Source organism: Streptomyces sp. ASQP_92 (assembly GCF_025399895.1).
Taxonomy (GTDB): Bacteria; Actinomycetota; Actinomycetes; order Streptomycetales; family Streptomycetaceae; genus Streptomyces.
In genome coordinates this window covers 529,401-551,194 of sequence record NZ_JAODUA010000002.1, presented here as the reverse complement: position 1 = coordinate 551,194, position 21,794 = coordinate 529,401, and the positions used below count along the sequence as shown (strand labels likewise).

At 71.2% G+C, this 21,794-nt stretch carries 24 protein-coding genes; 17 read left to right on the top strand and 7 right to left on the bottom strand.

What is annotated here, in order from left to right:
• Positions 1-24 precede the first annotated feature (24 nt).
• The 4 genes from N4G70_RS08555 to N4G70_RS08540 all read left to right on the top strand — a co-directional run bounded on the left by N4G70_RS08555 (position 25) and on the right by N4G70_RS08540 (position 3,737).
• On the top strand, positions 25-804 hold the full coding sequence (locus N4G70_RS08555) for an alpha/beta fold hydrolase (protein ID WP_261711878.1): 780 nt from the start codon (positions 25-27) through the stop codon (positions 802-804).
• Between the two features lie 21 nt (positions 805-825).
• Positions 826-1,644, top strand: coding sequence for an alpha/beta hydrolase (locus N4G70_RS08550; protein WP_261711877.1), 819 nt, complete (start codon positions 826-828; stop codon positions 1,642-1,644).
• The gene (locus N4G70_RS08545) at positions 1,641-2,906 is read left to right on the top strand and encodes a cation:proton antiporter (RefSeq protein ID WP_261711876.1); all 1,266 of its coding nucleotides are present in this window, start codon (positions 1,641-1,643) and stop codon (positions 2,904-2,906) included. The genes N4G70_RS08550 and N4G70_RS08545 overlap by 4 nt, the downstream gene beginning before the upstream one ends.
• A gap of 114 nt (positions 2,907-3,020) precedes the next feature.
• Positions 3,021-3,737 carry a DUF899 domain-containing protein gene (locus N4G70_RS08540; RefSeq protein WP_261711875.1) on the top strand — a complete coding sequence of 239 codons (717 nt, stop codon included), beginning with the start codon at positions 3,021-3,023 and terminating at the stop codon, positions 3,735-3,737.
• Positions 3,738-3,745: 8 nt separating this feature from the next.
• Here N4G70_RS08540 and N4G70_RS08535 read toward each other — a convergent pair whose 3' ends face one another.
• Positions 3,746-4,261, bottom strand: coding sequence for a dihydrofolate reductase (locus N4G70_RS08535; protein ID WP_261711874.1), 516 nt, complete (start codon positions 4,259-4,261; stop codon positions 3,746-3,748).
• A complete protein-coding gene (locus N4G70_RS08530) occupies positions 4,258-5,055 on the bottom strand; it encodes a thymidylate synthase (protein ID WP_261711873.1) in 798 nt (265 codons plus the stop codon). The genes N4G70_RS08535 and N4G70_RS08530 overlap by 4 nt, the downstream gene beginning before the upstream one ends.
• A gap of 122 nt (positions 5,056-5,177) precedes the next feature.
• Between N4G70_RS08530 and N4G70_RS08525 the strand changes: the two genes are divergently transcribed.
• Entirely contained in the window at positions 5,178-5,618 is a 441-nt protein-coding gene (locus N4G70_RS08525) for an OsmC family protein (protein WP_261711871.1), read from the top strand.
• Between the two features lie 51 nt (positions 5,619-5,669).
• On the opposite strand, the gene N4G70_RS08520 is transcribed toward N4G70_RS08525, so the two are convergent.
• Positions 5,670-6,902 carry an ABC transporter permease gene (locus tag N4G70_RS08520; protein WP_261711870.1) on the bottom strand — a complete coding sequence of 411 codons (1,233 nt, stop codon included), beginning with the start codon at positions 6,900-6,902 and terminating at the stop codon, positions 5,670-5,672.
• Between the two features lie 218 nt (positions 6,903-7,120).
• Here N4G70_RS08520 and N4G70_RS08515 point away from each other — a divergent pair, with 218 nt between their 5' ends.
• Entirely contained in the window at positions 7,121-7,384 is a 264-nt protein-coding gene (locus tag N4G70_RS08515; RefSeq protein WP_261711869.1) for a GlsB/YeaQ/YmgE family stress response membrane protein, read from the top strand.
• 162 nt (positions 7,385-7,546) lie between these two features.
• Here the strand turns inward: N4G70_RS08515 and N4G70_RS08510 are convergent, their stop codons facing one another.
• Complete coding sequence (locus N4G70_RS08510) at positions 7,547-8,335, bottom strand: SDR family NAD(P)-dependent oxidoreductase (RefSeq protein ID WP_261711868.1); 789 nt, start codon at positions 8,333-8,335, stop codon at positions 7,547-7,549.
• Between N4G70_RS08510 and N4G70_RS08505 the strand changes: the two genes are divergently transcribed.
• Together N4G70_RS08505 and N4G70_RS08500 are read left to right on the top strand one after the other, a co-directional pair.
• A complete protein-coding gene (locus N4G70_RS08505) occupies positions 8,328-8,513 on the top strand; it encodes a hypothetical protein (RefSeq protein ID WP_261711867.1) in 186 nt (61 codons plus the stop codon). The two genes, N4G70_RS08510 and N4G70_RS08505, sit on opposite strands and share 8 nt — an antisense overlap.
• A gap of 39 nt (positions 8,514-8,552) precedes the next feature.
• Positions 8,553-8,864, top strand: coding sequence for a MazG-like family protein (locus N4G70_RS08500; protein WP_261711866.1), 312 nt, complete (start codon positions 8,553-8,555; stop codon positions 8,862-8,864).
• A 33-nt stretch (positions 8,865-8,897) separates the two neighbouring features.
• On the opposite strand, the gene N4G70_RS08495 is transcribed toward N4G70_RS08500, so the two are convergent.
• Positions 8,898-9,530 (bottom strand): CYTH domain-containing protein, encoded by a 633-nt coding sequence (locus N4G70_RS08495; protein ID WP_261711865.1) that lies wholly within the window; start codon positions 9,528-9,530, stop codon positions 8,898-8,900.
• A gap of 146 nt (positions 9,531-9,676) precedes the next feature.
• On the opposite strand from N4G70_RS08495, the gene asnB reads away from it, so the two are divergent.
• The 9 genes from asnB to N4G70_RS08450 all read left to right on the top strand — a co-directional run bounded on the left by asnB (position 9,677) and on the right by N4G70_RS08450 (position 19,872).
• A complete protein-coding gene (asnB, locus tag N4G70_RS08490) occupies positions 9,677-11,920 on the top strand; it encodes an asparagine synthase (glutamine-hydrolyzing) (protein WP_315904234.1) in 2,244 nt (747 codons plus the stop codon).
• A 71-nt stretch (positions 11,921-11,991) separates the two neighbouring features.
• Positions 11,992-12,693, top strand: coding sequence for a class I SAM-dependent methyltransferase (locus N4G70_RS08485; protein ID WP_261711863.1), 702 nt, complete (start codon positions 11,992-11,994; stop codon positions 12,691-12,693).
• Entirely contained in the window at positions 12,690-13,544 is an 855-nt protein-coding gene (locus N4G70_RS08480) for an isocitrate lyase/phosphoenolpyruvate mutase family protein (RefSeq protein ID WP_261711862.1), read from the top strand. The genes N4G70_RS08485 and N4G70_RS08480 overlap by 4 nt, the downstream gene beginning before the upstream one ends.
• Positions 13,541-14,650, top strand: coding sequence for a phosphonopyruvate decarboxylase (aepY, locus tag N4G70_RS08475; RefSeq protein ID WP_261711861.1), 1,110 nt, complete (start codon positions 13,541-13,543; stop codon positions 14,648-14,650). Before N4G70_RS08480 ends, aepY begins: the two co-directional genes overlap by 4 nt.
• Positions 14,647-15,387, top strand: coding sequence for a metallophosphoesterase (locus N4G70_RS08470; RefSeq protein ID WP_261711860.1), 741 nt, complete (start codon positions 14,647-14,649; stop codon positions 15,385-15,387). The genes aepY and N4G70_RS08470 overlap by 4 nt, the downstream gene beginning before the upstream one ends.
• Positions 15,388-15,412: 25 nt before the next feature.
• Entirely contained in the window at positions 15,413-16,681 is a 1,269-nt protein-coding gene (locus N4G70_RS08465) for a biotin carboxylase N-terminal domain-containing protein (RefSeq protein WP_261711859.1), read from the top strand.
• A gap of 1 nt (position 16,682) precedes the next feature.
• Positions 16,683-17,591: a TauD/TfdA family dioxygenase gene (locus N4G70_RS08460; RefSeq protein ID WP_261711858.1), complete on the top strand. Its 909-nt coding sequence runs from the start codon at positions 16,683-16,685 to the stop codon at positions 17,589-17,591.
• On the top strand, positions 17,588-18,649 hold the full coding sequence (locus N4G70_RS08455; RefSeq protein ID WP_261711857.1) for a methyltransferase: 1,062 nt from the start codon (positions 17,588-17,590) through the stop codon (positions 18,647-18,649). The genes N4G70_RS08460 and N4G70_RS08455 overlap by 4 nt, the downstream gene beginning before the upstream one ends.
• A gap of 50 nt (positions 18,650-18,699) precedes the next feature.
• A complete protein-coding gene (locus N4G70_RS08450; protein ID WP_261711856.1) occupies positions 18,700-19,872 on the top strand; it encodes a GNAT family N-acetyltransferase in 1,173 nt (390 codons plus the stop codon).
• Between the two features lie 37 nt (positions 19,873-19,909).
• Here N4G70_RS08450 and N4G70_RS08445 read toward each other — a convergent pair whose 3' ends face one another.
• Both N4G70_RS08445 and N4G70_RS08440 read right to left on the bottom strand, forming a co-directional pair.
• On the bottom strand, positions 19,910-21,133 hold the full coding sequence (locus N4G70_RS08445; RefSeq protein ID WP_261711855.1) for an MFS transporter: 1,224 nt from the start codon (positions 21,131-21,133) through the stop codon (positions 19,910-19,912).
• The gene (locus tag N4G70_RS08440; RefSeq protein ID WP_261711854.1) at positions 21,133-21,777 is read right to left on the bottom strand and encodes a hypothetical protein; all 645 of its coding nucleotides are present in this window, start codon (positions 21,775-21,777) and stop codon (positions 21,133-21,135) included. Before N4G70_RS08440 ends, N4G70_RS08445 begins: the two co-directional genes overlap by 1 nt.
• Positions 21,778-21,794 lie beyond the last annotated feature (17 nt).

Genomic DNA, 21,794 nt, shown 5'->3' with positions numbered 1-21,794 from the left:
CCGACACCGATTGAGGAAGGCGCTGTGATCCGATCCGAATCCGTGGACGACCTCGTGGAGCGCTTCTACACGGTCGTGAAGCTGCCGCACGATCCGTTCGCGAAGGCGTTCCTCAATCGGTGCCGCTCACACACCGTCAAGGCCGACGGCCGCTTCTACAAGTACTTCCAGAGCGGCAGTGGCCCCGCCGTGCTGCTCGTCCACGGCCTCAACACCAATCTGGGCAGCATGGTGCCCATCGCCGAGGACCTTCTCGACCAGGGCTACCGGGTGGTGCTCTTCGACGTGCCGCCGCACGGGGAGGCGCTGGGCAGCACGGGCGATCCCGCCGAGATACGTTCCCTGCTGCGCGCCCTGTACGGCAGGCTCCCGGACCTGCACGCGGTGATCTGCCACTCCATGGGCGGCCTGTGGGCGCTGACGGCGTGGCAGGCCGGGGTGCACGTCAGGGCCGTGGTGTCGATCTCGGCCCCGGTCGAAAAAAGGTTCCTGGTCGAGAAGTTCGCCGAGGTGAACGCCCTCGACGACGACCGGGTGCGGGAGTTGACCCGCGCGATCGAGCGGAGGTTCGGCGGCACGGTGTGGGAGGAGTACTCGGCGCTCCGTGCCGTCCGGGACCTCGACGTGCCCGGGCTTGTCATCCACGGCACGGCCGACGACTATGTGCCGCCGGCCCACGCCGATCAACTGCACGCCGAATGGCGCCAGTCGACGGTGCGACTCGTCGAGGGCGCCGGGCACTTCGACATCGTGGAAGCGCCCGGGGTACGAAAGATCATCTCCGCGTACCTGCGGAGTCTGTGAGACACAGTAAGGGGCATCGAATTGGACACCGACACCACGGAGAAGCTGCGCCGGCTGGCCTTCACGCCGATGCGGACACAGCCTCCGAACGCCACCCGGCCGATCCTCGAACAGGCCGCCAAGGAGGTCGAGGTCGTCGACGGCGGCAAGGTGGTCCACTATCTCTGGGGCGAGGGCGAGCGGCGGATTCTGCTGGTCCACGGCTGGGCCGGCAACGCCGGGCATCTGACCGTCCTCGCGGAGGCGCTCGCCCGCGCGGGCTGCGCGGTGGTCGTCGCCGACCTTCCCGGTCACGGCGAGTCGGAGGGGGCCGAGTCCTCCGTCATCCACTTCGCCAGGGCGGTCGAGGCGGCCAACGAGCGGTTCGGCCCCTTCCACGCCGTCGTCGCCCACTCCTTGGGCGCCGCGGCCACGACCTACGCCATGTCACGCGGGGTCGCGCTGGAGCGGACCGTGTTCGTGAACCCCATCAGCAGCTACACCAGCCTCTGGCGTCGTTCCGGCGAGGTGATGCAGGTGTCGCCCGAGGCCATCGCACTGGTCCGCGCCCGCGCCGAGGACTGGCTCGGCATCTCCTTCGACGCCATCGAACCGGCCCTGGCGGCACGGGAGTTCACCGGTCGCCTGCTCGTGGTCCACGACGAGAACGACCCGGAGTCGCCCATCACCGACAGCGAGGCGCTGGTCGCGGCCTGGGGGCGGGCCGAACTGATGCGGGTGCGCGACCTCGGCCACACCAAGGTGCTGCGCGACGAAGCCGTGGTGCGCCGCGTCGTCGGCTTCCTGACGGCGGACGGCCCGGGCGCCGACGGGGCGGGTGAGGGAGCGGTGGGCGGGTGACACTCCCCGTGCCGGTGCATGTGACCGCCGCACTGGGGGCCTTCCTGGTCGTCGGATTCCTGGGGCGGCGGCTCGCCCGCCGCCTCGGGCAGCCCGGCGTCGTCGGCGAGATCGCGTTCGGCATGCTGCTGGGGCCGGCGCTCCTCGGCCTCGCCTGGCCGAGGGCGCAGTCCGTTCTGTTGCCGCCCGACGTGCTGGGGCCGCTGCGCGACCTCGGGCACGCCGGTCTGGTGCTGTTCCTCGTGGGCGTCGCGCACGAGCTGCGCCTCGACGCCGCCCGCCTGCGGGACCGGGCCGTCGCCTGGACGGCGCTCGGCACGTTCGTCCCGTCCCTGCTGGCGGGCGCGGCCTTCGGCGGCTGGCTCGTATGGCTGGACCGGCCGTCCCTGCGGGGCACCGCCCCGACCGTGGCGTTCGTGCTGCTCCTTGCGATCGCCCTCGCGGTCTCGGCGGTGCCGGTGCTGGCCAGGGTGCTCGCCGACCGGGGCTTGACCGCGACCCGCGCCGGGCGGCTCTCGCTGACCTCGGCCGCGCTCGTCGACGCCGTCGCCTGGCTGCTGCTCGCCGTGGTGATCGCCATCGCCACCCCCGGTGCGGGAGGCGTGGGGAACGCGGCCACGGTCCTGGTGGCCGGCACGCTCGCCGCTACCCTGGGCCGCCGCCTGTTGCGTACGTCCCCGGTCGAGCGGCTGTGCGCCCGGTGGCCCTGGCCCATGGCGGTCGCCCTGGGCCTGTGGGTGCTCCTGGCGGCGGACGTGGCGGAGTCCAGGGGGCTCACCGCGATCTTCGGGGCGTTCGTGGTGGGTCTGATGATCCCGCCGGAATCACCGCACTGGGACGCACCGGTGCGCCGGGTGTCCACGCTCGGCCTGTGGCTGGTGCCGGTCTTCTTCATCGCGACCGGGCTGCGGATATGGACGGCTTCGGGCGGTGTCCCCTGGCTGGTGGCGCTGTTGGCGACGGCCCTGGCCGTACTGTCCAAGGTCGGCGGGGGCTACGCCGTCTCGCACCTGGGCGGGGAGGGGCACGCCCAGGCACTGCGCGTCGCCGTCCTGCTCAACACCCGGGGGCTCACCGAGATCGTGCTGCTCCAGGCCGGATACAGCGCGGGAGTTCTCACCTCGGGTCTGTATCTGGCGCTGCTGGTGACGGCGGTCGTCACCACGTCGATGACCGGCCCGCTTCTGGCCTTGATCGACCGCCGCCATGGGGCGGAGGAGCCCTCGGCGCCCTGTGAGGGCGAGCGGATCACGGTGGGCTGAGCGATCCTCGCCCGGGCGGTCGCGAGGTGGTCGGCCGGCGAGCGATGAGTTCCGCGGCCGGGCGCGGTCTTCCTTACGAGTCGCCTCTCGTGAACCTCCCCAAGGAGTCCGCCCATGACCGCCAAGGCACTACCACCCGTCGTCGATGCCGAGACCTGGCAGCGGCGGCTGGACGAGCTGCGCGCGCAGGAGAAGGCCGCCACCCGGCAGCTCGACGCGATCGCCGCCCAGCGCCGCAGGATGCCGATGGTCGAGCTGCCCCACTACACCCTCGAAGGCGAGGAGGGGCCGGTCTCGCTGGCCGATGTCTTCGCCGACAAGACCCAGCTCGTCGTCTACCACCACATGTGGTTCCCCGGGAAGACATGGCAGTGCCCGGGCTGTACGGGTTTCACGGCGCAGTTCACCCGGCTCGACTTCCTGGACGCCTACGACGCGCGCTTCGTCATCGTCACCCAGGGCCCCATCGACGAGGCCCTCGCCTACAAGCGGCGGGTCGGCAACAAGATGACCTGGTACTCCACCGCGAACAGCCCGTTCGGCGCCGATGTCGGCGCGCCGCCGGGCGGAGGGTTCGGGGTCAATGTGTTCCTGCGTGACGGCGATACCGTGTACCGCACCTGGCACACCGACGGTCGCGGTACCGAGCAGCTCAGCCACACCTTCCCGCTGATCGACCTGCTGCCCTACGGCCGCCAGGAGGAGTGGCAGGACTCCCCCGAGGGCTGGCCGCAGTCCCCCACCTACAGCCGGTGGGCCAGTGCCCAGCGCATCGCCGAGCTCTACGGTCCGGACGCCCGGCCGGAGGGGTCTCGCCCGGCGGACGGGTGAGCGGAGCCTCAGGGCCGGGAGGCGGCCGGCCGGGTGTAGGTGCGGATGCGGTAGCGCAGCCCGGACGTGGAGGTCTCCCAGCCCCGGTCCTCGGCGGGCTGCCACTGAGGTCCCGGCGTCGGGGCGTAGGTGTCGCCGCTCACCGAGGTGTCCACCTCGGTGACCGAGAGCGTCGTCGCGTGGGCCAGGGCGGCCCGGTAGATCTCCCCGCCGCCGATCACCCACACCGACGCGGTCGGCTCCGCGGACCGCGCCGCGATGTCCAGCGCCTGGCCGACGGACCCGGCGCGTTCGGCACCCTCGGCCGCCCACAGGGGGTCCCGCGTCACCACGATGTTGCGTCTGCCCGACAGCGGACGAAAGCGCGGGGGCAGCGAATCCCAGGTCTTGCGCCCCATCACCACGGGGTGGCCCAGGGTGGTCGCCCTGAAGTGCGCCATGTCCTCCGGCAGACGCCACGGAATGGCGTTGCCCGCCCCGATCACACCGTCGGGGGTCTGCGCCCAGATCAGCCCGACGTTCACACCGCCACCGGCGCCTTGATCGCCGGGTGGTGCTGGTAGCCGACCATCTCCACGTCCGCGTAGGCGTACTCGAAGAGCGAGGCGGCCGGCTTCAGACGCAGTTCGGGGAAGTCGAAGGGGGTACGGGTGAGCTGCTCGGTGACCTGCTCGACATGGTTGTCGTAGATGTGGCAGTCGCCGCCGGTCCAGATGAAGTCGCCCGGTTCCAGGCCGACTTGCTGGGCCACCATGTGCGTGAGGAGGGCGTAGCTGGCGATGTTGAAGGGGACGCCGAGGAACAGGTCCGCGCTGCGCTGGTAGAGCTGGCAGGAGAGCTTGCCGTCGGCGACGTAGAACTGGAAGAAGGCGTGGCACGGCGCGAGCGCCATCTTGTCCAGCTCGGCCACGTTCCACGCGGAGACGACCATCCGGCGGGAATCGGGGTCGCGGCGCAGACAGTCGAGGACCTCGCTGATCTGGTCGATGTGACCGCCGTCGGGAGTCGGCCAGGAACGCCACTGGACTCCGTAGACCGGCCCGAGGTCGCCGTCCTCGCCGGCCCATTCGTCCCAGATCGTGACGCCGTTCTCCCGCAGCCAGCCGACGTTCGAGTCGCCGCGCAGGAACCACAGCAGTTCGTAGACGACGGACCTGAGGTGCACCTTCTTGGTGGTGACCAGAGGGAATCCCTCAGAGAGGTCGTATCGGAGCTGGTGACCGAAGACGCTTCGGGTGCCGGTGCCCGTCCGGTCGGCCTTCGCCGTCCCGGAGGTGAGCACCGAACGCAACAGGTCTTCGTACTGGGAGTCCGCCATAATCCCCGAGTTTACTTGCTGGTCAGCGCCCCACCCGCCCCCCCACAGGGTCGTGCGTCGAGCGTCGTGGGCCGAGCGCGGCCTGCGGACGATTCCTCAAGCGTGGGACTACCGTCGTCGCCATGACCGACGAATCACTGCGCTCCGTCACCATCGAACGGGCCGGGCCGGGCCGGTTCACCGCGACCAATGCCCGCGGCGGGACCTTGAGCTTCGGCACCGGCTCGGGCACCGACTTCACACCGGTCGAGCTGTTCCTCGCGGCGATCGGCGGCTGCACCGCGGCCGACGTGGAGGTGGCCACCGGGCGTCACACGGACCCGTCCACGTTCACCGTCACGGTGACCGGCACCAAGGTCGAGGACGAGGGCGGCCACCGGATGGCAGACCTCGCCGTCACCTTCTCCGTGGCGTTCCCGGACGGGCCCTCCGGCGATCGCGCCCGCGCGATCCTGCCCCGGGCCGTGAAGACCTCCCACGACCGGCTCTGCACGGTCAGCCGGACCATCGAGGCGGGCACACCCGTCAGCGCCACCGTGTCCGGCACGGAGGAGAGTACGTGATCCCCAAGTAGGCGTTGCAGCACGGCAGTTGACCGTGAGGCCGCTGCTCCCTCAACTCGCCGGCGCCGCGCCGTGGGCCGGTGCCGGGCGGTCGCGGCCGCCGGGGTGGCGGTGGCGCCAGAACCAGAACACCGCACACGACAGCAGGGACCAGCCGGCCAGGACGAGGAACGGGAAGGCGTGCTGTGCGTCGGCGAAGTACACGGCGGTGTGCTGGGCGTTCACCGACGCGCCGGGCGGCAGCCAGCGCCCGACATGGCCCAGCAGGGACGGCAGCAGCGGCCAGGACACCGCTCCGCCCGACGAGGGGTTGCCGAGCAGCACCATGAGCCCCCAGGTCGGCAGCATCGCCCAGCGCCCGATGAGGGTGTTGAACATGGTGAAGACCATGCCCGACGTGAACATCGTGAACGCGAGGATCAGCCAGGACTCGACGAAGGGCAGCCGCACCGCGCCGAGCCCCCAGTCGACCACCGCCGCGATGGTGAACCCGCCGAGCAGGGAGTAGGCCACGGTGAAGGCGATGCGTTCCAGCGGGTTGAGGGTGCGGGCGTGCACGCTGAGCTGGATGGAGCCGACGAAGCCCAGGACCACGGCGGCGAGCGAGACGTAGAACAGCGCCAGGCCCCGCGGGTCGCCCTGTTGCAGCGGCTTCGCATCGGTGATCGTCACCGGCACCCCGGCCGCCTTGGCGACCTGCGGCGCCGTCTCGGCCAGCACCTGCGCCACGGACGCGCCGGCGGCTCCCGCCACATCCATGCGTACCCCGTCGGGTCGCACATCGAGGATCGCGAAGACGCTCTGCTCCTCCATGGCCTGGCGTGCGGCGGGCACGGTGGCGTAGGGGCGTACCTCCAGCGAGGTGTTGAGCGCCTTGTCCATCCCGGCCACGAACTCCTTCGCCTCGGCGGACCCGGGCGACGCGACCAGTGCGGTGGGGATGTGGTGCGGCGTCGGATTGGCCATGGAGTACGTGTAGGAGCCGGCGAACAGGCCGGCCGCCGCGGCCAGGATGAAGACGAGGACGACGGCGGGCAGGAAGGGCGAGTCCTTGAAGTCGGCCCAGGCCCCGCCCACGCCCCGCTTCCGCGCGTGCGCGCCGTGCCCACCGTGCGAGCCGTTCCCGCTGCGCGACGCGTTTTCGGTGTGCGACCCGTTTCCGCGGTGCGGCTCGTCCCCACCCTGCACGCCCTGCACGCCCTGCGACGCGTTGCCGTCGTGCGGCGCGGCTGACTCATCGGGGCGTGCGGCCGGGCGGTTGGCGTCGGCTTCTTCCTTCGGCATGTGCGAACACTCCGGGACCGGGGACGTTTTCCTTACCGTCTGCCCCGGCCGGCTCGGACCGGTCGGGGACCTTCGGTCCTTGCCCCGAGGCCGTAGGTCCCGTGAGTGGGTCCGTGCCGGGGGTATCGGCTCGAAGGCGAACGGGGGGACCGGCTCCCCGCCACCACCCGGCCGGCGGCGCCGGCGGGTCGCGCAACGAAAGGAAGCAGGTTTCCGTTATGGGCATCATCGCCTGGATTGTCATCGGGCTCATCGCAGGAGCCATCGCCAAGGCGCTGACTCCGGGCAAGGACCCCGGTGGATGTCTGGTCACCATCCTGATCGGCATCGTGGGCGGCCTGCTCGGTGGCTGGCTCGGCCAGGCCATCTTCGGTGTCGACGCGATGAAGGGCTTCTTCCATCTGTCGACCTGGATCACCGCGGTCGTGGGCTCGGTGATCGTGCTCTTCCTTTACCGCCTGGTCGTGGGGCGCCGCGGCTGACCCCGGCCCGCCTCCCCGAGGCCTCCCCGAGGCCTCCCCGAGGCCTCCCCGCGGCGGCTCGGGGAGGCCTCGGGACGATCGGCGGCGCTGGGCCGTCCGGGCGACACGGCTCCCGATCCGGGGCGCATGGCCCCCGGGCCGCCGCCCACGGACGCTCGACGTCTACGGCAGGATCGAGTCCACGTAGCCCCCGTCGACCCGCAGGGCCCCACCGGTGGTGGCGGAGGCGAAGGGTGAGCTGAGGTAGACGACCATGTGGGCGATCTCCTCGGGCTCGATGAGCCGCTGGATCAGGGACTGCGGGCGGTGCTCGCGCATGAAGGCGCGCTGGGCCTCGTCCCAGGGGAGCTCGGGGTCCACCAGTGAGTACACGAAGTCCTCGACGCCGCCGGTGTGGGTCGGCCCCGCGATCACGGAGTTCACCGTCACGCCCGTGCCCGCGGCCTCCTTGGCGAAGCCCCGTGCGACCGCGAGCAGCGCGGTCTTCGACATGCCGTACTGGATCATCTCGGCGGGCACCACCACGGCGGAGTCGCTGGCGATGTTCTGGACGCGGCCCCAGGAGCGCTCGATCATGCCGGGCAGGTAGTGACGGGTCATCCGGACGGCGGTCAGCACATTGACCTCGAAGTACCGCCGCCACTCCGCGTCGTCGATCTCCAGGGCGGGCCGGGCGCCGAAGATGCCGAGGTTGTTCACCAGGATGTCGGCGTGCGGCACCGCGTCGAAGACGGCCGCCGCGCCCTCGTCGGTCGTGATGTCGCCGGGCGCGGCCACGAAGTCGCCACCCTTCTCGCCGAGCCGGTCGAGTGCCTCGGCCACCGATGTGCCGCCGCGCCCGTTCACGGCCACCCGCGCCCCGGCGGCCGCGAGGCCGGCCGCGATGGCGGCGCCGATGCCCTGGGTGGAGCCGGTCACCAGAGCCGTCCGGCCGGAAAGATCGATGCGCACGCTGACTGCCTCCGTACTGCCGCCGAGGGGCGGCGCGATGAACCGCTACGTCAGGTCCGCTTCCCGTTTCTCCCGCTTTTCCCACCTGCCCGGCCTGCCCGGCCTGCCCGGCCTGCCCGGCTCCCCCAGCACCCGGGCGCGGGCCGGGGCCGCACGGCGGCGGGAGCGCCCGCGCTAGGGTCCCGCTGGACCTGCACAGCCGTACGCCGGAGGCCTCATGGACATCCGCTCGGCCCAGCGACTCGCCTGGGAGAACAAGATCGAGAAGGGCTTCAACACCAGTGACGTATCACTGGAGTTCGGGCTCCTCACCGCCGAGGTCGGCGAGGCCTTCACGGCCTGGCGCAAGCAACTGCCCGACTTCGGCGAGGAGTTGGCCGATGCCTTCCTGTATCTGACCGCACTGGCCGAGATGAACGGCGTCGACCTGGAGTCGGAGGTCGAGCGGAAGATCGCCAAGAACAGGGAGCGGGTCTATGCGCGCGACGCCCGCGGGGTGATGCACCGGGTCGAGGGCGCCGGCTCCTGACGGCGCCCCCCGGTCGTCCCGGGATTGCCCGCGCTAAGGCCCCGACGGCTCCGGGACGCCCGCGCCGCGCGCGAGTGAGCGGTTCTGGTACCGCGCGTCGTCCGTGACCTCCCGCCCGAACCACGGCGGGGCACGGAAGGCGCGCGCGGCCTCGGCGCTGTCGAACTCGACTTCCACCAGGGCCAGTTCGGCAAGGTGTCCCTCGAAGTGGTCGACCTCGGCATGCTGTCCACCGTCCAGGACCACGGTGCGGCGCACCTTGGCGATGCGGGCGGCTTCGGTCAGGGGCCACAGGGCGTCGAAGAGGGCCTCGGGGATCGGCTCCTCGCACTCGGTCCTGACGAGGCCGGTGCCTTTCTTGACCGTCATGAGGATCCGGTCGCCGCGCCGCCGGACGCGGACCTCGCCGTGGTCCAGGTCCAGCGGCAGATAGCCCTGCTCGATGCGCTCCTCCCCGAGCGTGCCGTCCTCGGGCGGCTCTCCGGCCACCAGGAAGCGTCGTTCGATCTCCTCGGCCACCAATTGGCCTCCTGTCGTGTCGAGTTGAGCCACCATCCAACAGCGCCCGGGCGGCGCGCGGGGCCCGTACGAGCGGAACACGAGCGGAACACCGGCGCGCCACCACCGCGCCACCACCGCGCAACCGGCTCCTTGCAAGCTCTTCACCAGTAAGAGTCCAACACATCGCACGGAGGTGAATGACATGAAGGTTTACACCAAGCCCGAGGCCAAGCAGGTCGAGCAGGGCACCATCGTCGCTGCCGTTCGCTAGTAGTGACCCTCATGCCACGCCTCTCCTCGAGGGGCGTGGCATGTTCACTCCAGGGACCGAAATTCACACGGGAGTCGGAAGCCATATGTGCGGAATTGCTGGATTCGCCCATACAGATGGAAGTGGTCCGGCGAAATCGGCCGACCGGATTCTGCGCGACATGGCCCGTGCCCTGCGCCCCCGCGGCCCCGACGACATGCAGTTCCACCACACGGAACAGGCCTGCATGTCGTTCACTCGGCTCGCCCTGATCGACCCCGAGGGCGGACGTCAGCCCTTCGTCAGCGAGGACGGCCAGGTCATCCTCGCCGCGAACGGTGAAATCTACAATTACAAGGAACTCACCAAGAGCCTGAACGGCCGGGCGAAGTTCCGCAGCGAGTCCGACTGCGAAGTGCTGCTCCATCTCTATCTGGAGAAGGGGCTCGACTTCCTCGACGACGTCCGCGGAATGTTCGGCATAGCCGTCATCGACCTCCGTGAGCAACGTCTGCTGCTGGCCCGGGACCGCCTGGGCATCAAGCCGCTCTTCGTCCACCGCACCCGGAACCAGGTCCTGTTCGGGTCCGAGATCAAGGCGCTCTTCCAGCACCCCGACTGCCCCCGGGAACTCGACTGGTCCCGTGCGCTCGCCGACCAGGGACTCAGCGCCGCTCCCGCCATGACCGACGACGACCCGATCACCTGGTTCAAGGAGATCGACCACGTGCCCGCGGGTGCGATCGTCAACATCTCCCTGCGGGACGGCGCCACCCGGGTGCACCGGTACTGGGAACTCCCCTCCCCCGCCGAGGCGGACCACCTCCCGGAGAGCTTCTTCGTCCAGAGCATGGCCGAACTGCTCGCGTCGTCGGTACGCGAGTGCCTGGTCGCCGACGCCGAGATAGGTGTCTTCCTCAGCGGCGGCCTCGACTCCGCGGCCATCTCCGCGCTGTCCGCCCACACCGGCCTTCACACCTTCTCCGCCCTGACGGGCAGCACCGTCGTCAACAAGGACGCGCAGTACGCCCAGCAGACCGCGGCGCTCCTCGGGCTGCCCAACCACCAAGTGGCCTTCGGTGCCGACCGGATCCCGTCGTCCGACGAGTGGAAGCGGCTGCTGTGGCTCATGGAGTCCCCGCAGTGCGGACCCGAGCAGTTCTACAAGAGCGAGATGTACCGCTTCGCCCGGGCGCAGCGCCCCGAGCTGAAGGCGATCCTGCTCGGCTCGGGCGCCGATGAGTTCAGCGGCGGATACAGCGTCAGCCTGGCGGGCGGCGGCGGGTGGGACGACTTCACCACCAATCTGCGCACCCTGGCCCGCCGCAAGGCGCTCGGATCCCAGTCCCCCGTGTCGGTGTGGTGGGAGGGGACCGATCTGCCGCTGCTCAGCGACAGCGCGGTGAACTCCTATGTGCCGGGCGCGGTGGACGACCCCTACGGGTCCTATCTGGCCTGGAAGTTCCGCGACATGCAGCAGTACAACTTCTGGGTGGAGGACCGCACCGCGTCCGCCAACGGAGTCGAGGCGCGCGTGCCGTTCCTGGACCACCGCATCATCGAGCTCCTGGCGACCGTGCCCCGCGCGTACCGCAAGCGGTTGTTCTGGGACAAGCAGATCATCCGTGACGCCGTGAAGGACATCCTGCCCGCCGAGGTGATCGCCCGGCCCAAGCTGGCCTTCTACGAGGGCGAGGGTGTGCGCCACACCCACCGCGTCTTCACCAGGATGCTGGCCAACCACAAGGACGAGCTCATCGAGGAGGCGCTGGCCTCACCGCGTGCCGCTCAGTACCTCGACGGCACGAACATGCGCCGCGCCCTGCGCCGCCTGGAGCACGACCAGAGTTCGGGCCATGTCGAACTGCTCATGCGGGTCGTCAACTTGGGGCTGCTCGACCAGATGGCCCTCGACCCGCCCGTCAGCCGGCCGTCCTCCGGCCCCGAGCCCTACGAGCTGCGGGTGACGGACTTCGAGGGCCCCGAGGTGCTGGACCTCTTCTCGCGCACCGAGATCGGGGACGACTGCGTGCTGCGGCGCGCCGAGGGCGTCCTGGTCCTGGACGACGCCGCCGAGACCAACACGTCCTATGTCGTGGTCGACGGCAGCCTGCGCTTCGTCATCGACCAGCTGACCCATCTGGACTGGCTGCGGCTGCTGCGTGGTCTCGACGGCCGGCGCACGCTCGCCGAGGTCGCCGCCCAGGTGGGCTGCGACCTCCAGGAGATGCGGCCGCTGCTCGACGAGTCGCTCGAAGCCGGCCTCCTGGACGTCGTGGCCGGGCCGGTCGCGTCCGCCCGCTGACCGCACATCAACCCCATCAGAATCGGCATCCGGACCTGGGTGTACGGACGTCATGACGAACGAGGTCACCGATGACAGCCCATCTCTACTGGGACGAGGCCTGGCGCACTGACAGCGGCCGCGCGGACTGGTCCCGCCCCCACCCCTGGGTCATGGAAGAGGCCGCCCGGCTGCGAGCGCTGGGCGCCAAGGACGTACTCGACCTCGGCTGCGGGATCGGCAGGCACGCGCTGTTCTTCGCCGAGGAGGGTTTCCTCAGCTCCGGCATCGACCGCGCTCCGGCCGCCATCGAGGCGGCCGCCACCGAGAGCGCCGCGCGCTCCCTCCAGGTCAACCTCGACGTCGGCGACTTCACCGAACTGCCGTACGCGGACGCCAGTTTCGACTACTTACTCGCCTTCAACGTGGTCTACCACGGCGACGAGACGAGCCTGCGCAGGACGCTGGCGGAGGTCCGCCGGGTCCTGCGCCCGGGCGGCGTCTACCAGTGCACGATGCTCTCCAAGCGCAACGGGGAGTACGGCAAGGGGGACGAGGTGAGCCCCAACACGTTCTGCCAGTCCGACGCCACGGACGACAAGGTGCACCCGCACCTGTACGTGGACGCCGCCGATCTGCTGCGCCTGCACGAGGGCTTCCAGCTGCTCAGCGCCGTGGACGCCGAGCACGCCAAGCCCGGCTCGTTCCACTGGCACTGCGTCTTCGAGACGCCGGGAGCCACGGCCGAGGGCGCCAACCACACGCACTTCGCGCAGAGGGCGGGCACCCAGTGACCAAGTCGAGCCAGTTCCGCGAGTTGCTGGAGCGGCCCCGGACGGCCCGCCTCGTCGGCTGCCGTGACGCGCTCACCGCGCTCCTCATCGAAGAGGCCGGCTTCGACGGCCTGTGGGCGTCCAGCTTCGAGATCTCGGCCTCCCGCGGCCTGCCGGACCTCGGTCTGCTCACCATGAGCGAACTCCTGGAAGCCTCCTCGCACGCCAACCAGGCGACCGGGCTGCCCCTGCTCGCCGACTGCGACACCGGCTTCGGCGGCAAGATCAACGTCGTGCGTACGGTCCAGCAGTTCGAGGCGGCGGACATCGCGGGCGTCTGCTTCGAGGACAAGATGTTCCCCAAGCGGAACAGCTTTCTGCGCGGCGGCCAGGACCTCGAGGCGGCCGAGGAGTTCGCCGGGCGCATCGAAGCGGGCGTCCGGGTCCGGCGCAGCCCGGACTTCACCGTGGTCGCCCGCGTCGAGGCGCTGATCGCCGGCGCCGGTCTGGACGAGGCCCTGCGCCGTGCGCACCTGTACGCGGATGCCGGAGCCGACGCCATCCTCATCCACTCCAAGAAGTCCACGCCCACCGAGATCGTGGAGTTCCTCCAGGCCTGGCGGGCCCGCACCCCCGTCGTCGTGGTGCCGACCACCTATCCGCACTGGGACCTCGCCGAGGCTCAGGCCGCCGGTGTCTCGATGGTCATCTACGCCAATCAGACCCTGCGCGCCTCCGTCTCCGCCATGCGGGACGTGCTGGGAGAGATCCGGCTGCACGGGGGGACCGGGGCGGTCGAGGGCTCCATCACGTCGATGAAGGAGCTGTTCGGCCTGACCCGGGTCTCGCGCTGGGAGGAGTGGAGCGCATGATCGGCGCCGAGTTCTTCTGCGCGGAGCTGGACCGGCGCGGCTACGGCTTCTTCAGCGGTGTGCCCTGCTCGTTCCTCAAGGGCCCCTTCGCCCTGCTGGAACAGCGCGGCAGTTACGTACCCGCCCCCAACGAGGGCATCGCGCTGTCCATGGCGGCCGGCTCGGAGCTCAGCGGCGTCAAGGCCGCCGTGCTGGCGCAGAACTCGGGCCTCGGCAACCTGCTCGACCCACTCACCTCGCTGAGCATGGCGTACGAGATACCGCTGCTGCTCTTCGTGAGCCTGCGGGGCTGGCCCCGCGCCGAGGACGACGAACCGCACCACGCGGCGATGGGCGCGGGGACCATCGGTGTGCTCGAAGCCATCGGGGTGGCCCACGGCATCCTGGAGCCCACCGAGGCGAGCCTGGCCGCGCTGCTCGACCGCGCGGAGCAAGAGCGCGCCCGGGGGCGGCAGTTCGTCGTTCTCGTCCCCGCGAACACCGTCGCCCCGTGTTCCGTGCCGGCCCGGCCCGCCGACGCCCTCCTCGACCGCCGCACCGCGGTGACCGCCCTGGCGCGCCATCTGGACGAGGCCCTGGTCTACAGCACCACCGGCATGATCAGCCGCGAGCTCTTCGGGGTGCGCGACACCGGCCGGACCTTCTACATGCAGGGCTCCATGGGCCATGCCATCGGGCTCGGTCTCGGCACCGCCCTGAACCGGCCCGAGGAACGCGTCGTGGTCGTCGACGGGGACGGCGCCGCCGTGATGCATCTCGGCGGACTCGCCCTGGTCGGTGAGCGGCGCCCGGAGAACCTCACCCACATCGTGCTCGACAACGGTTCCTACGACTCCACGGGCGGCCAGCGCACCAGGGGCTCGGCCATGCGCTGGGCCGACCTCGCGCTCGCGGCGGGCTACCGCACCGGCGAGAGCTGTCGTACCGAGGCGGAGATCGACGATCATATGGCGAAGGTCGCGGACCTTCCCGGCCCGCACCTGATCGCCGTATTCATCGCCCCCGGCGGCCCGACCCCGCCGCGTGTCACATCGGCCCACACCAACGCCGAGGTCACAGCGCGGTTCAGGGCCGAAGTCGCCCGAACCCGTAGGGACTTGTCGTGATTACCATCGCTCATGTCAGCGATCTCCACCTGGACGGCGGCCCGCGTGCCACCGAGCGTGCCGAGCGGGTGATGTCGTACCTCCGCGACCTGCCCGGGCCGCTGGACGCGGTGCTGGTCACCGGGGACATCGCCGACCACGCCCGCCCCGAGGAGTACCAGCAGGCGAAGGAGCTCTTCGCGCTGCCCCATCCGGTGCTCGTCCTGCCGGGCAACCACGACCGCAGGGCGCCGTTCCGGACCGGGCTGCTCGACGGCAAGCCCGACGACGAGGAACTGAACCAGGCCGTACGCGCCGGGGGCGCGACGTTCCTGCTGCTCGACTCCACCATCCCGGGCAGCGACGACGGAGTGCTCAGCGACCGCACGCTGGCCTGGCTGGAGGACGCCCTCGCCCAAGAACCCACCGACCGGCCGGTGTTCGTGTGCTTCCACCACCCTCCGGTGGAGCTCCACACCCCGTACGTGGACCGGGTCCGCCAGTTCCACGAGGACAGGCTGGCCGAGGTGCTGGCCCGCCACACCCATGTGGTCGCGCTGCTGTGCGGGCACGCGCATGTCGCCGCCGCCACCACCTTCGCGGGGCTGCCCCTGCTGGTGGCGCCCGGCGTCGCGTCCACCGTGCCGCTCCCGTTCGAGGGCCGTGACGCCGTCGACTACGAGCTGGCGCCCGGGCTCGCCTTCCACCTCCTGGACGACCGGCGCCGACTGGTCACGCACTACAGGGCCCTGAGCTAGCGCCCTCGCCGACTGAGAGAAGGCCATGAGAAAAGTCCTGATCGCCAACCGCGGCGCGATCGCCGCGCGTGCCATCGAGACCTTCCGAGAACAGGGTTGGTCGCCCATCGCCGTAGCCGCCACGTCCGACCCCCAGCGCCTTCACACCACCGCGGCGGACGGCTGCGCCTATCTTCCGGGCACGGGCCTGGCCGAGACGTACGACCATGTGGGACGCATCGTGGCGGCGGCCCGCGAGCAGGGCGTCGACGCGGTGTACCCCGGGTACGGCGCCCTGGCCGAGGACCCCGCGCTTCCGCGGCAGCTCGCGGCCGCCGGCATCGCCTACATCGGGCCCGGCGCCGATGTGCTCGCCGAGGCCCGCGACAAGGAGCGGGCGGTCGCCACGGCCGGATCGCTCGGCCTGCCCGTCCTTCCGCACGCGGCGGGCCCGGCCGCGATCGCGGCGCTGATCCGGGACATCGGACTGCCCGTCATCCTCAAGCCCGTCGACGGGTGCGGGGGCCTGGGCGTGCGGATCCTCCAGACGGCGAGGGACACCGAGGAAGCCCTCGCCGTCATGGCGCGGGACGACGGGACCCAGTGGTACGCCGAGCGCTATGTGGAGAAGGGCCGGGTGGTCGGGGTCACCGTGGCCCTCGACGACGGCGGCACCGTCGTCGCCCTCGGCGAGCGCGAGAGCCTGTTGGTCGACGGGAGCATGAAGCTCCTGGAAGCGTCCCCCGTCCAGGGCGTCGGGCCCGAGCGGCTGGAGGGCATGTGTGCGGACGCCGCGCGTCTGGTCACCGGCATGGGGTTGCGCAATGTCGCCACGGTGGAGTTCATCGTGGACGCCCACAGCCACTACTTCCTGGAGGTCAACGGCCGTCTGCCGCTGGCCTATCGGATGTGTGAGGCACAGACGGGCGTCGACCTGGTGGCGCTCCAGATCGAGCTGGCGCAGGGCGGCTTCCTGGCTCCCGGCGCCGTGACCGCCGACCGCCGGGTGCACTGTCTGGAGGCCCGGCTGTTCATCGAGGGGCCCGGCACCATCGAGCGCCTGTCCCTGCCACCGGCGCCGGGCGCCACGTACAACTGCGCCCTCGACGTCTCCCAGCCCGTCGTCCTGGACAACATCGTCACCCAGATCCTGGCGACCGGGACCGACCGGGGCGCGCTGGCCGAGGCGGTCCTCGAGGCCGTCGAGAGCAGCGACATCACGGGGGTCGCGCACTGCGCGGCGGACATAGCCGGGTGGCTGCGCCACTCGGATCTGACCGGGGAACCACTGACCGGCCAAGCACTGGGAGTCTGAGATGAACAGCACCGACCCGTTCTCGGGCGTGCGCCACCGGGTCGACCCCGACCTCGCGCTCGCCCTCGCCGACAGCACCGAACGGGACCAACTCCAGCCCTGGTACCGGGAGTTCAGGCAGACACTGCGGCTCTACACCGAGCGCCATCTGGATGCCAGGCCCGGCTTCTTCGTCCTGGCGGACCTCGACCACCTCACCCAGGAGCAGGCGCGGAGGTTCACCGTCGCGGTCTCCGCTCTCGTCGGGGACCTCCTGCCGCAGGACGGCCACGGGGCGCTGCTGCGCGATGTGCGCGACCGCGGGGTCCGGCTCGGGGAGGGTGCCACCGGGCGCTATTCGGACAGCCGCCAGGGCGGCAGTCTGCACACGGACGCGGCTCACCGGCCCGGGCGCCTGCCCGATGTCTTCGCCCTGTTCTGCTACCGGCAGGCACGCAGCGGCGGAGCCCTGGTGACGGTCCATGTCAGCGATCTCCTCGGCCTTCTCGCGGCCCACCCCGAGGAGTTGGCGGCGCTGCGCCTGCCGGTGCACTTCGACACCCGGGACGACGCTCCGGGCTTCCCGCTCACCGTCGAGCGGCCCGTACTGGAGCGCAGCGGCGGTCGCGAGCGCGTGTACTACCTGCGCGACTACATCGAGATCGGCCACGGCCACCCGCACATCCCGCCCCTGTCCCCGGCACAGGTCAAGGCGCTGGATCTGCTGGACGAGCTCCTTGACCGGCGGGACCTTCAGACGCACGGACGGCTCTGCCCCGGCGAGATGATCTTCATCGACAACCGCTCCATCGTGCACGGCCGCACCCCGTTCGAGGACGAGGAAGCGGTGGACGGCGGCCGGTTGATGCTCCGCACCTGGATCGGCCTGCCCCAGGACGCCGTGGCGCCGGCCGTCGAGACGGCCCGGTGACCGCGATCTCCACCCAGCTCGTCACCGCACTGGAGAGGCAGGGCCTCGCCGAATTCCTGGCCGGCTTCTCCGGTGACTCGGTGGACCTCGGCCAGTGGGCCCGGCAGGTGGACCGTCTCGACGGCCCCTTGCGTACGATCGCCGGGTTCTTCCTGCTCGGCAGGCCCGCGAAACTCGCCCGGCTGCCTCCCGCGGTGGCGGCCGCGATGCCCCGGCTGCGGGAGTACGGCGTGGCCGTACAGCAGGGCGACGAGGCGCAGTTGGTCGATGTGAGCCTGTTCCGGGCCCACGGGGTGTGGCTGTTCGCGGAGCCCCCCAGCCTCTTCCAGGTCCGCCACTACTTCGGTCCGGACTCCATCGCGCTGGCCCGCCGGATCTCCTACCGGCCGGGGTCGCGGGTCCTGGACCTGTGTGCGGGCCCGGGCTTCCAGGGGTTGGTCGCGGCCCAGCAGCACGCGCGGGCCACCCTGGTGGAGTTGCTGCCGGACGTGGCGCGGGTGGCCGTGCTCAACGCCGCGCTCAACGGTCTCGCGGAGCGGACCGAGGTGCTCACGGGCGACCTGTACGACCCGCTGGCGTCGGGGCGCGATCCCTACGATCACGTCGTCGCCAACATCCCGTTCCTGCCCACCCTCACCGAGCCCGGCACGGAGACCCCGCAGCAGGGCGGCGAGGACGGTTTCACGGTGGGCCGCCGGGTTCTGGAGGGCCTTCCGCACCGGCTGGCACCCCACGGCACCGCGCATCTGACCGCGCTCCTCTTCCAGGCGGGCCAGGAACTGCTCATGGCGGAGGAACTCCGCGCCTGGGCCCGGGCGCACGGGTACGCCCTCATCGTCTCCCTCACCGACGAGATGGCCGTGGGACCCCGCTCGGACCTGGTGCAGACGGCCGTCTCCGATCTCCTGGACGCGGACCCGGAGGCCGACCCGGACGCGCTGAGCACCGAGGTCGCCGACATGTTCGCGCGCAGCGGCGCGACCCGGGCCCGCCTGTCCTATCTGCGCATCGACCGCGGGGTGTCCGGATTTCGCATGCTCGACCACGCCGCGCGGTGATCGCCACCTACCGTGAGGGCACAGAGCCGCGGCGAACCAGGAGGTGGTCCATGACGGAACGGACACAGGGCGAGGACGTGCGGACGACCGAGCTCGCGTCGGTGCACGAGGTCGCGGCCCCGGAGTGGGACGCGCTGGCCGGCGACGCATCCCTGTATTCGAGCCACACCTGGCTGCGCTACGGCGAGGAGCTGCGGGACGCCATACCCCGGCACCTCGTGGCATGGTCGGGCGGCCGGCGCGTCGCGGCGCTGCCCGTGCACCGCTTCACCGCGAACGTGCCGCACTTCTACGACCCCGCCGTGCTCTTCCCCGGCGCCGCCGAGCCCACCACGGACGCGCACCCGCTGCTGCTCGGCGGCACCCGGCTCGGCTACACCAGCGAGGCCCTGGTGGCGCCCGGCACCCCCGAGCCCCTCGCGCGGGAGGCGCTGCGCGCCCTGTTGGGGCGGCTGCGTGCGGCGCGGGACACCGAGGGCGGCCTCGCGGCCCTGCTGTACGTCACCGACGAGTCGGTGGAACAGCTGCTGCCGGTGCTCGACCCCGGCGACCGCCTCGTGCTGATGGACGCCACCGCGATCATTCCGGTCGACGCCAACGGCATGGACGGCTACCGCGAGCGGCTCAGCTCGCGCAGGTTCGGCGCGGTCCGCAAGGAGATCCGCCGCTTCGAGGAGGCGGGCTGCCGGGCCGAGGTGCGGCTGCTGTCCGAGTGCCACGAGCAGCTCGGCCCGCTGTCCGCGCAGGTGCTGCGGCGCTACGGGCATCCGGTCACCGACGCGGGCGAGTCCGAGCGGTTCACCGCGCAGGTGCCCCTGTTCGACGACAACTGCCGCATCCTGGCGGCCTATCAGGGCGACCGGATGGTGGGGTTCACCCAGTTCTTCTTCTGGGGCGACGTCATGTACGGGCGCTCCCACGGCGTGGACGACTCGATGGCCCGCGCCGCGTCGGTCTACTTCAACCTGACCTACTACCAGGCGATCCGGTACGCGGCCGAACACGGCTACCGCCGCCTCGACATGAGCTGCGACTCACTGGACGCCAAGGTGGCGCGGGGCGGTCATCTCAAGCCGCTGTGGGCCGTGGTCCTCGACGCGCCGTGGTCCGGCCCGGCGCTGGACCGGGTCCGGGCCGAGGAGAAGGAGCGCCGCGAGACCTTCGCCTCGTACGACCCGGGCATCGAGTCCCCCGTCGCCCGGCTCGTGGCCGCCAGGGCCTGACGCGGCGAGCGTGCGCCCGCCGTTTCCCGGCGGGCGTTCAGGTCGCCGTCCCGGAGACGGCGGCCGGCTCTCGCGCCGCTCGGCTCCGCTCGGCGACCCGGGCGACCGGCGGGACGAGGGCGCCCGCCGTCACCATGACCACGGCGAGCGCGAACCAGCCGGGCGGCCCCGCCACCAGGCACAGCGCGTTCAGGACGGTCGGCGCGACCGCCCCGCCGATGCCGACGCCCACGGCGAACACCCCCTGGTACTCCCCCTGGGCGTGATCGGGCGCGAGACCGAACGACAGGGCGTACTCCCCGGCGGTGAACAGCATTTCGCCGAGGGTGAGGACGGCCGCGCCCACCAGGAGCAAGGCCATCGCCACATAGGTGGGCACCTGGGCGGCCGCGAAGACGAGCAGCATGGCCGTCGCGATGACCGGCCCGCTGAGCCGCATCGTCCGGGCGCCGTCGCCCGGTGTGTCGACGCCCTTGGCCACCCGGGTCTGGCACAGCACGACAAGCGAGCAGCTGAGGGCGAAGATCAGGGACACCGTCCAGCGGGGCGCGTCGGTGTGCTCGGCGATCCACACCGGCATCAGGACCGTGAGGAACACGTCGAACATCACCAGGACACCCGCGAGCAGGCTCACCGCGAGGAACGGGCGGTCCGTCATGGCGTAACGGTGGCCCACCCCGTGCTCGCGCGGGACGGGCGGCAGATGGGGCAGCCGCGCGACGAGCAGGGCGGCGGCCAGGTAGGACACCACGTCGGCGCCGATCGCGATGGTGTAGGCGGCCCGGGTGTCCGCCTGGAGCACCAGGCCACCGAGCAGTGATCCGGTGACCATGGCCAGGTTCTGGAGGGAGTAGATCCGCGCCCGGAAGGCCACCCGGTCGTCGCCGCCGACGTGCGCCACCAGCGCGCCGCTGATCGCCGGGAAGGCGCCCCGCCCCAGGGCGATGAGCGTGATGACCACCAGGAAGCCGCCCATCCCCCGCACGGTCATCAGGGCGGCGGCGGCCCCGGCCTGGGCGACCAGGCCCGCGATGCCGACCTCGCGCGGGCCGAACCGGTCGGCGAGCCGTCCCACCACCGGCCCGGCGGCGAGACCGGCGAGGCCGGCCGCGGTGAGACCGAGCACGACATGGCTCGTGGACAAACCCACCGACCGTACGAAGAACAGCACTTGAAGCGGCGCCCAGACGCCGGCGCCCAGATAGCGGACGAACAGGGCCGCGGACAGGCTCCTGCGCAGAGTCGCTGGTCGACGCGCCATCACAGAGCCTTCGCGCGCGTGGCGGCCTGGGCTTCGAGCCTCGGGATCAGGAGCTTGCGCAGCTGGTGGTGGGCCGCGTCCGCGGTGTTGGCCCGGATGACGTCCCAGCCCCGCTCGGCCACCCACTCCAGCATGATGTCGCGGACCGCCGCCTGGTGCGAAAGGAAGCGTTCCGGGCGGCACTCGGGATCGCGACCGCACTCGTAGGGGGTGATGTCGCCCTTCTTGCGCCGCAGCGCCTCCTCGGGCGTCACATCGAAGAAGACGACCATGTCGACGGGCGCCGTCGCGTCCACGATCGCCTCCACCAGCCCCTTGTGGCAGCCCGCGAGAAGCTCGGTGGCGGCGTGCTTGACCCAGTAGCCGTCGAGGACGACCAGATCCTCCTCGGCGGCCCTGGCGCGTTCCGCGGCAAGGGTGTTGAGCCAGCCGAGGTAGAGCATCCTGGCCGGGTTGGGCATTTCGGCGATGCACACCCGGAGTTCGTCCAGGCTGCTTCCGCGCAGGAAGCGGGCCTGCGGCACCTCGGCCTCCTCGAAGACCTGCCACTTGCCGACGACCCGGAACGAGAGCCCCTGGCTGTCGGCCCAGCTCGCGAGCCTCTTGACCTGGCTGCTCTTGCCGGCTCCGTCGGGTCCGTCCATCGCAATGATCACAATTC

Bases quoted from the DNA above. Each gene is read 5' to 3' on its own strand.
- N4G70_RS08540 (WP_261711875.1), top strand. From the start codon at position 3,021: ATGACCGCCAAGGCACTACCACCCGTCGTCGATGCCGAGACCTGGCAG.
- N4G70_RS08530 (WP_261711873.1), bottom strand. From the start codon at position 5,055: ATGGCGGACTCCCAGTACGAAGACCTGTTGCGTTCGGTGCTCACCTCC.
- N4G70_RS08525 (WP_261711871.1), top strand. From the start codon at position 5,178: ATGACCGACGAATCACTGCGCTCCGTCACCATCGAACGGGCCGGGCCG.
- N4G70_RS08520 (WP_261711870.1), bottom strand. From the start codon at position 6,902: ATGCCGAAGGAAGAAGCCGACGCCAACCGCCCGGCCGCACGCCCCGAT.
- N4G70_RS08515 (WP_261711869.1), top strand. From the start codon at position 7,121: ATGGGCATCATCGCCTGGATTGTCATCGGGCTCATCGCAGGAGCCATC.
- N4G70_RS08505 (WP_261711867.1), top strand. From the start codon at position 8,328: ATGCGCACGCTGACTGCCTCCGTACTGCCGCCGAGGGGCGGCGCGATG.
- N4G70_RS08500 (WP_261711866.1), top strand. From the start codon at position 8,553: ATGGACATCCGCTCGGCCCAGCGACTCGCCTGGGAGAACAAGATCGAG.
- asnB (WP_315904234.1), top strand. From the start codon at position 9,677: ATGTTCACTCCAGGGACCGAAATTCACACGGGAGTCGGAAGCCATATG.
- N4G70_RS08485 (WP_261711863.1), top strand. From the start codon at position 11,992: ATGACAGCCCATCTCTACTGGGACGAGGCCTGGCGCACTGACAGCGGC.
- aepY (WP_261711861.1), top strand. From the start codon at position 13,541: ATGATCGGCGCCGAGTTCTTCTGCGCGGAGCTGGACCGGCGCGGCTAC.
- N4G70_RS08465 (WP_261711859.1), top strand. From the start codon at position 15,413: ATGAGAAAAGTCCTGATCGCCAACCGCGGCGCGATCGCCGCGCGTGCC.
- N4G70_RS08460 (WP_261711858.1), top strand. From the start codon at position 16,683: ATGAACAGCACCGACCCGTTCTCGGGCGTGCGCCACCGGGTCGACCCC.
- N4G70_RS08450 (WP_261711856.1), top strand. From the start codon at position 18,700: ATGACGGAACGGACACAGGGCGAGGACGTGCGGACGACCGAGCTCGCG.
- N4G70_RS08445 (WP_261711855.1), bottom strand. From the start codon at position 21,133: ATGGCGCGTCGACCAGCGACTCTGCGCAGGAGCCTGTCCGCGGCCCTG.
- N4G70_RS08440 (WP_261711854.1), bottom strand. From the start codon at position 21,777: ATGGACGGACCCGACGGAGCCGGCAAGAGCAGCCAGGTCAAGAGGCTC.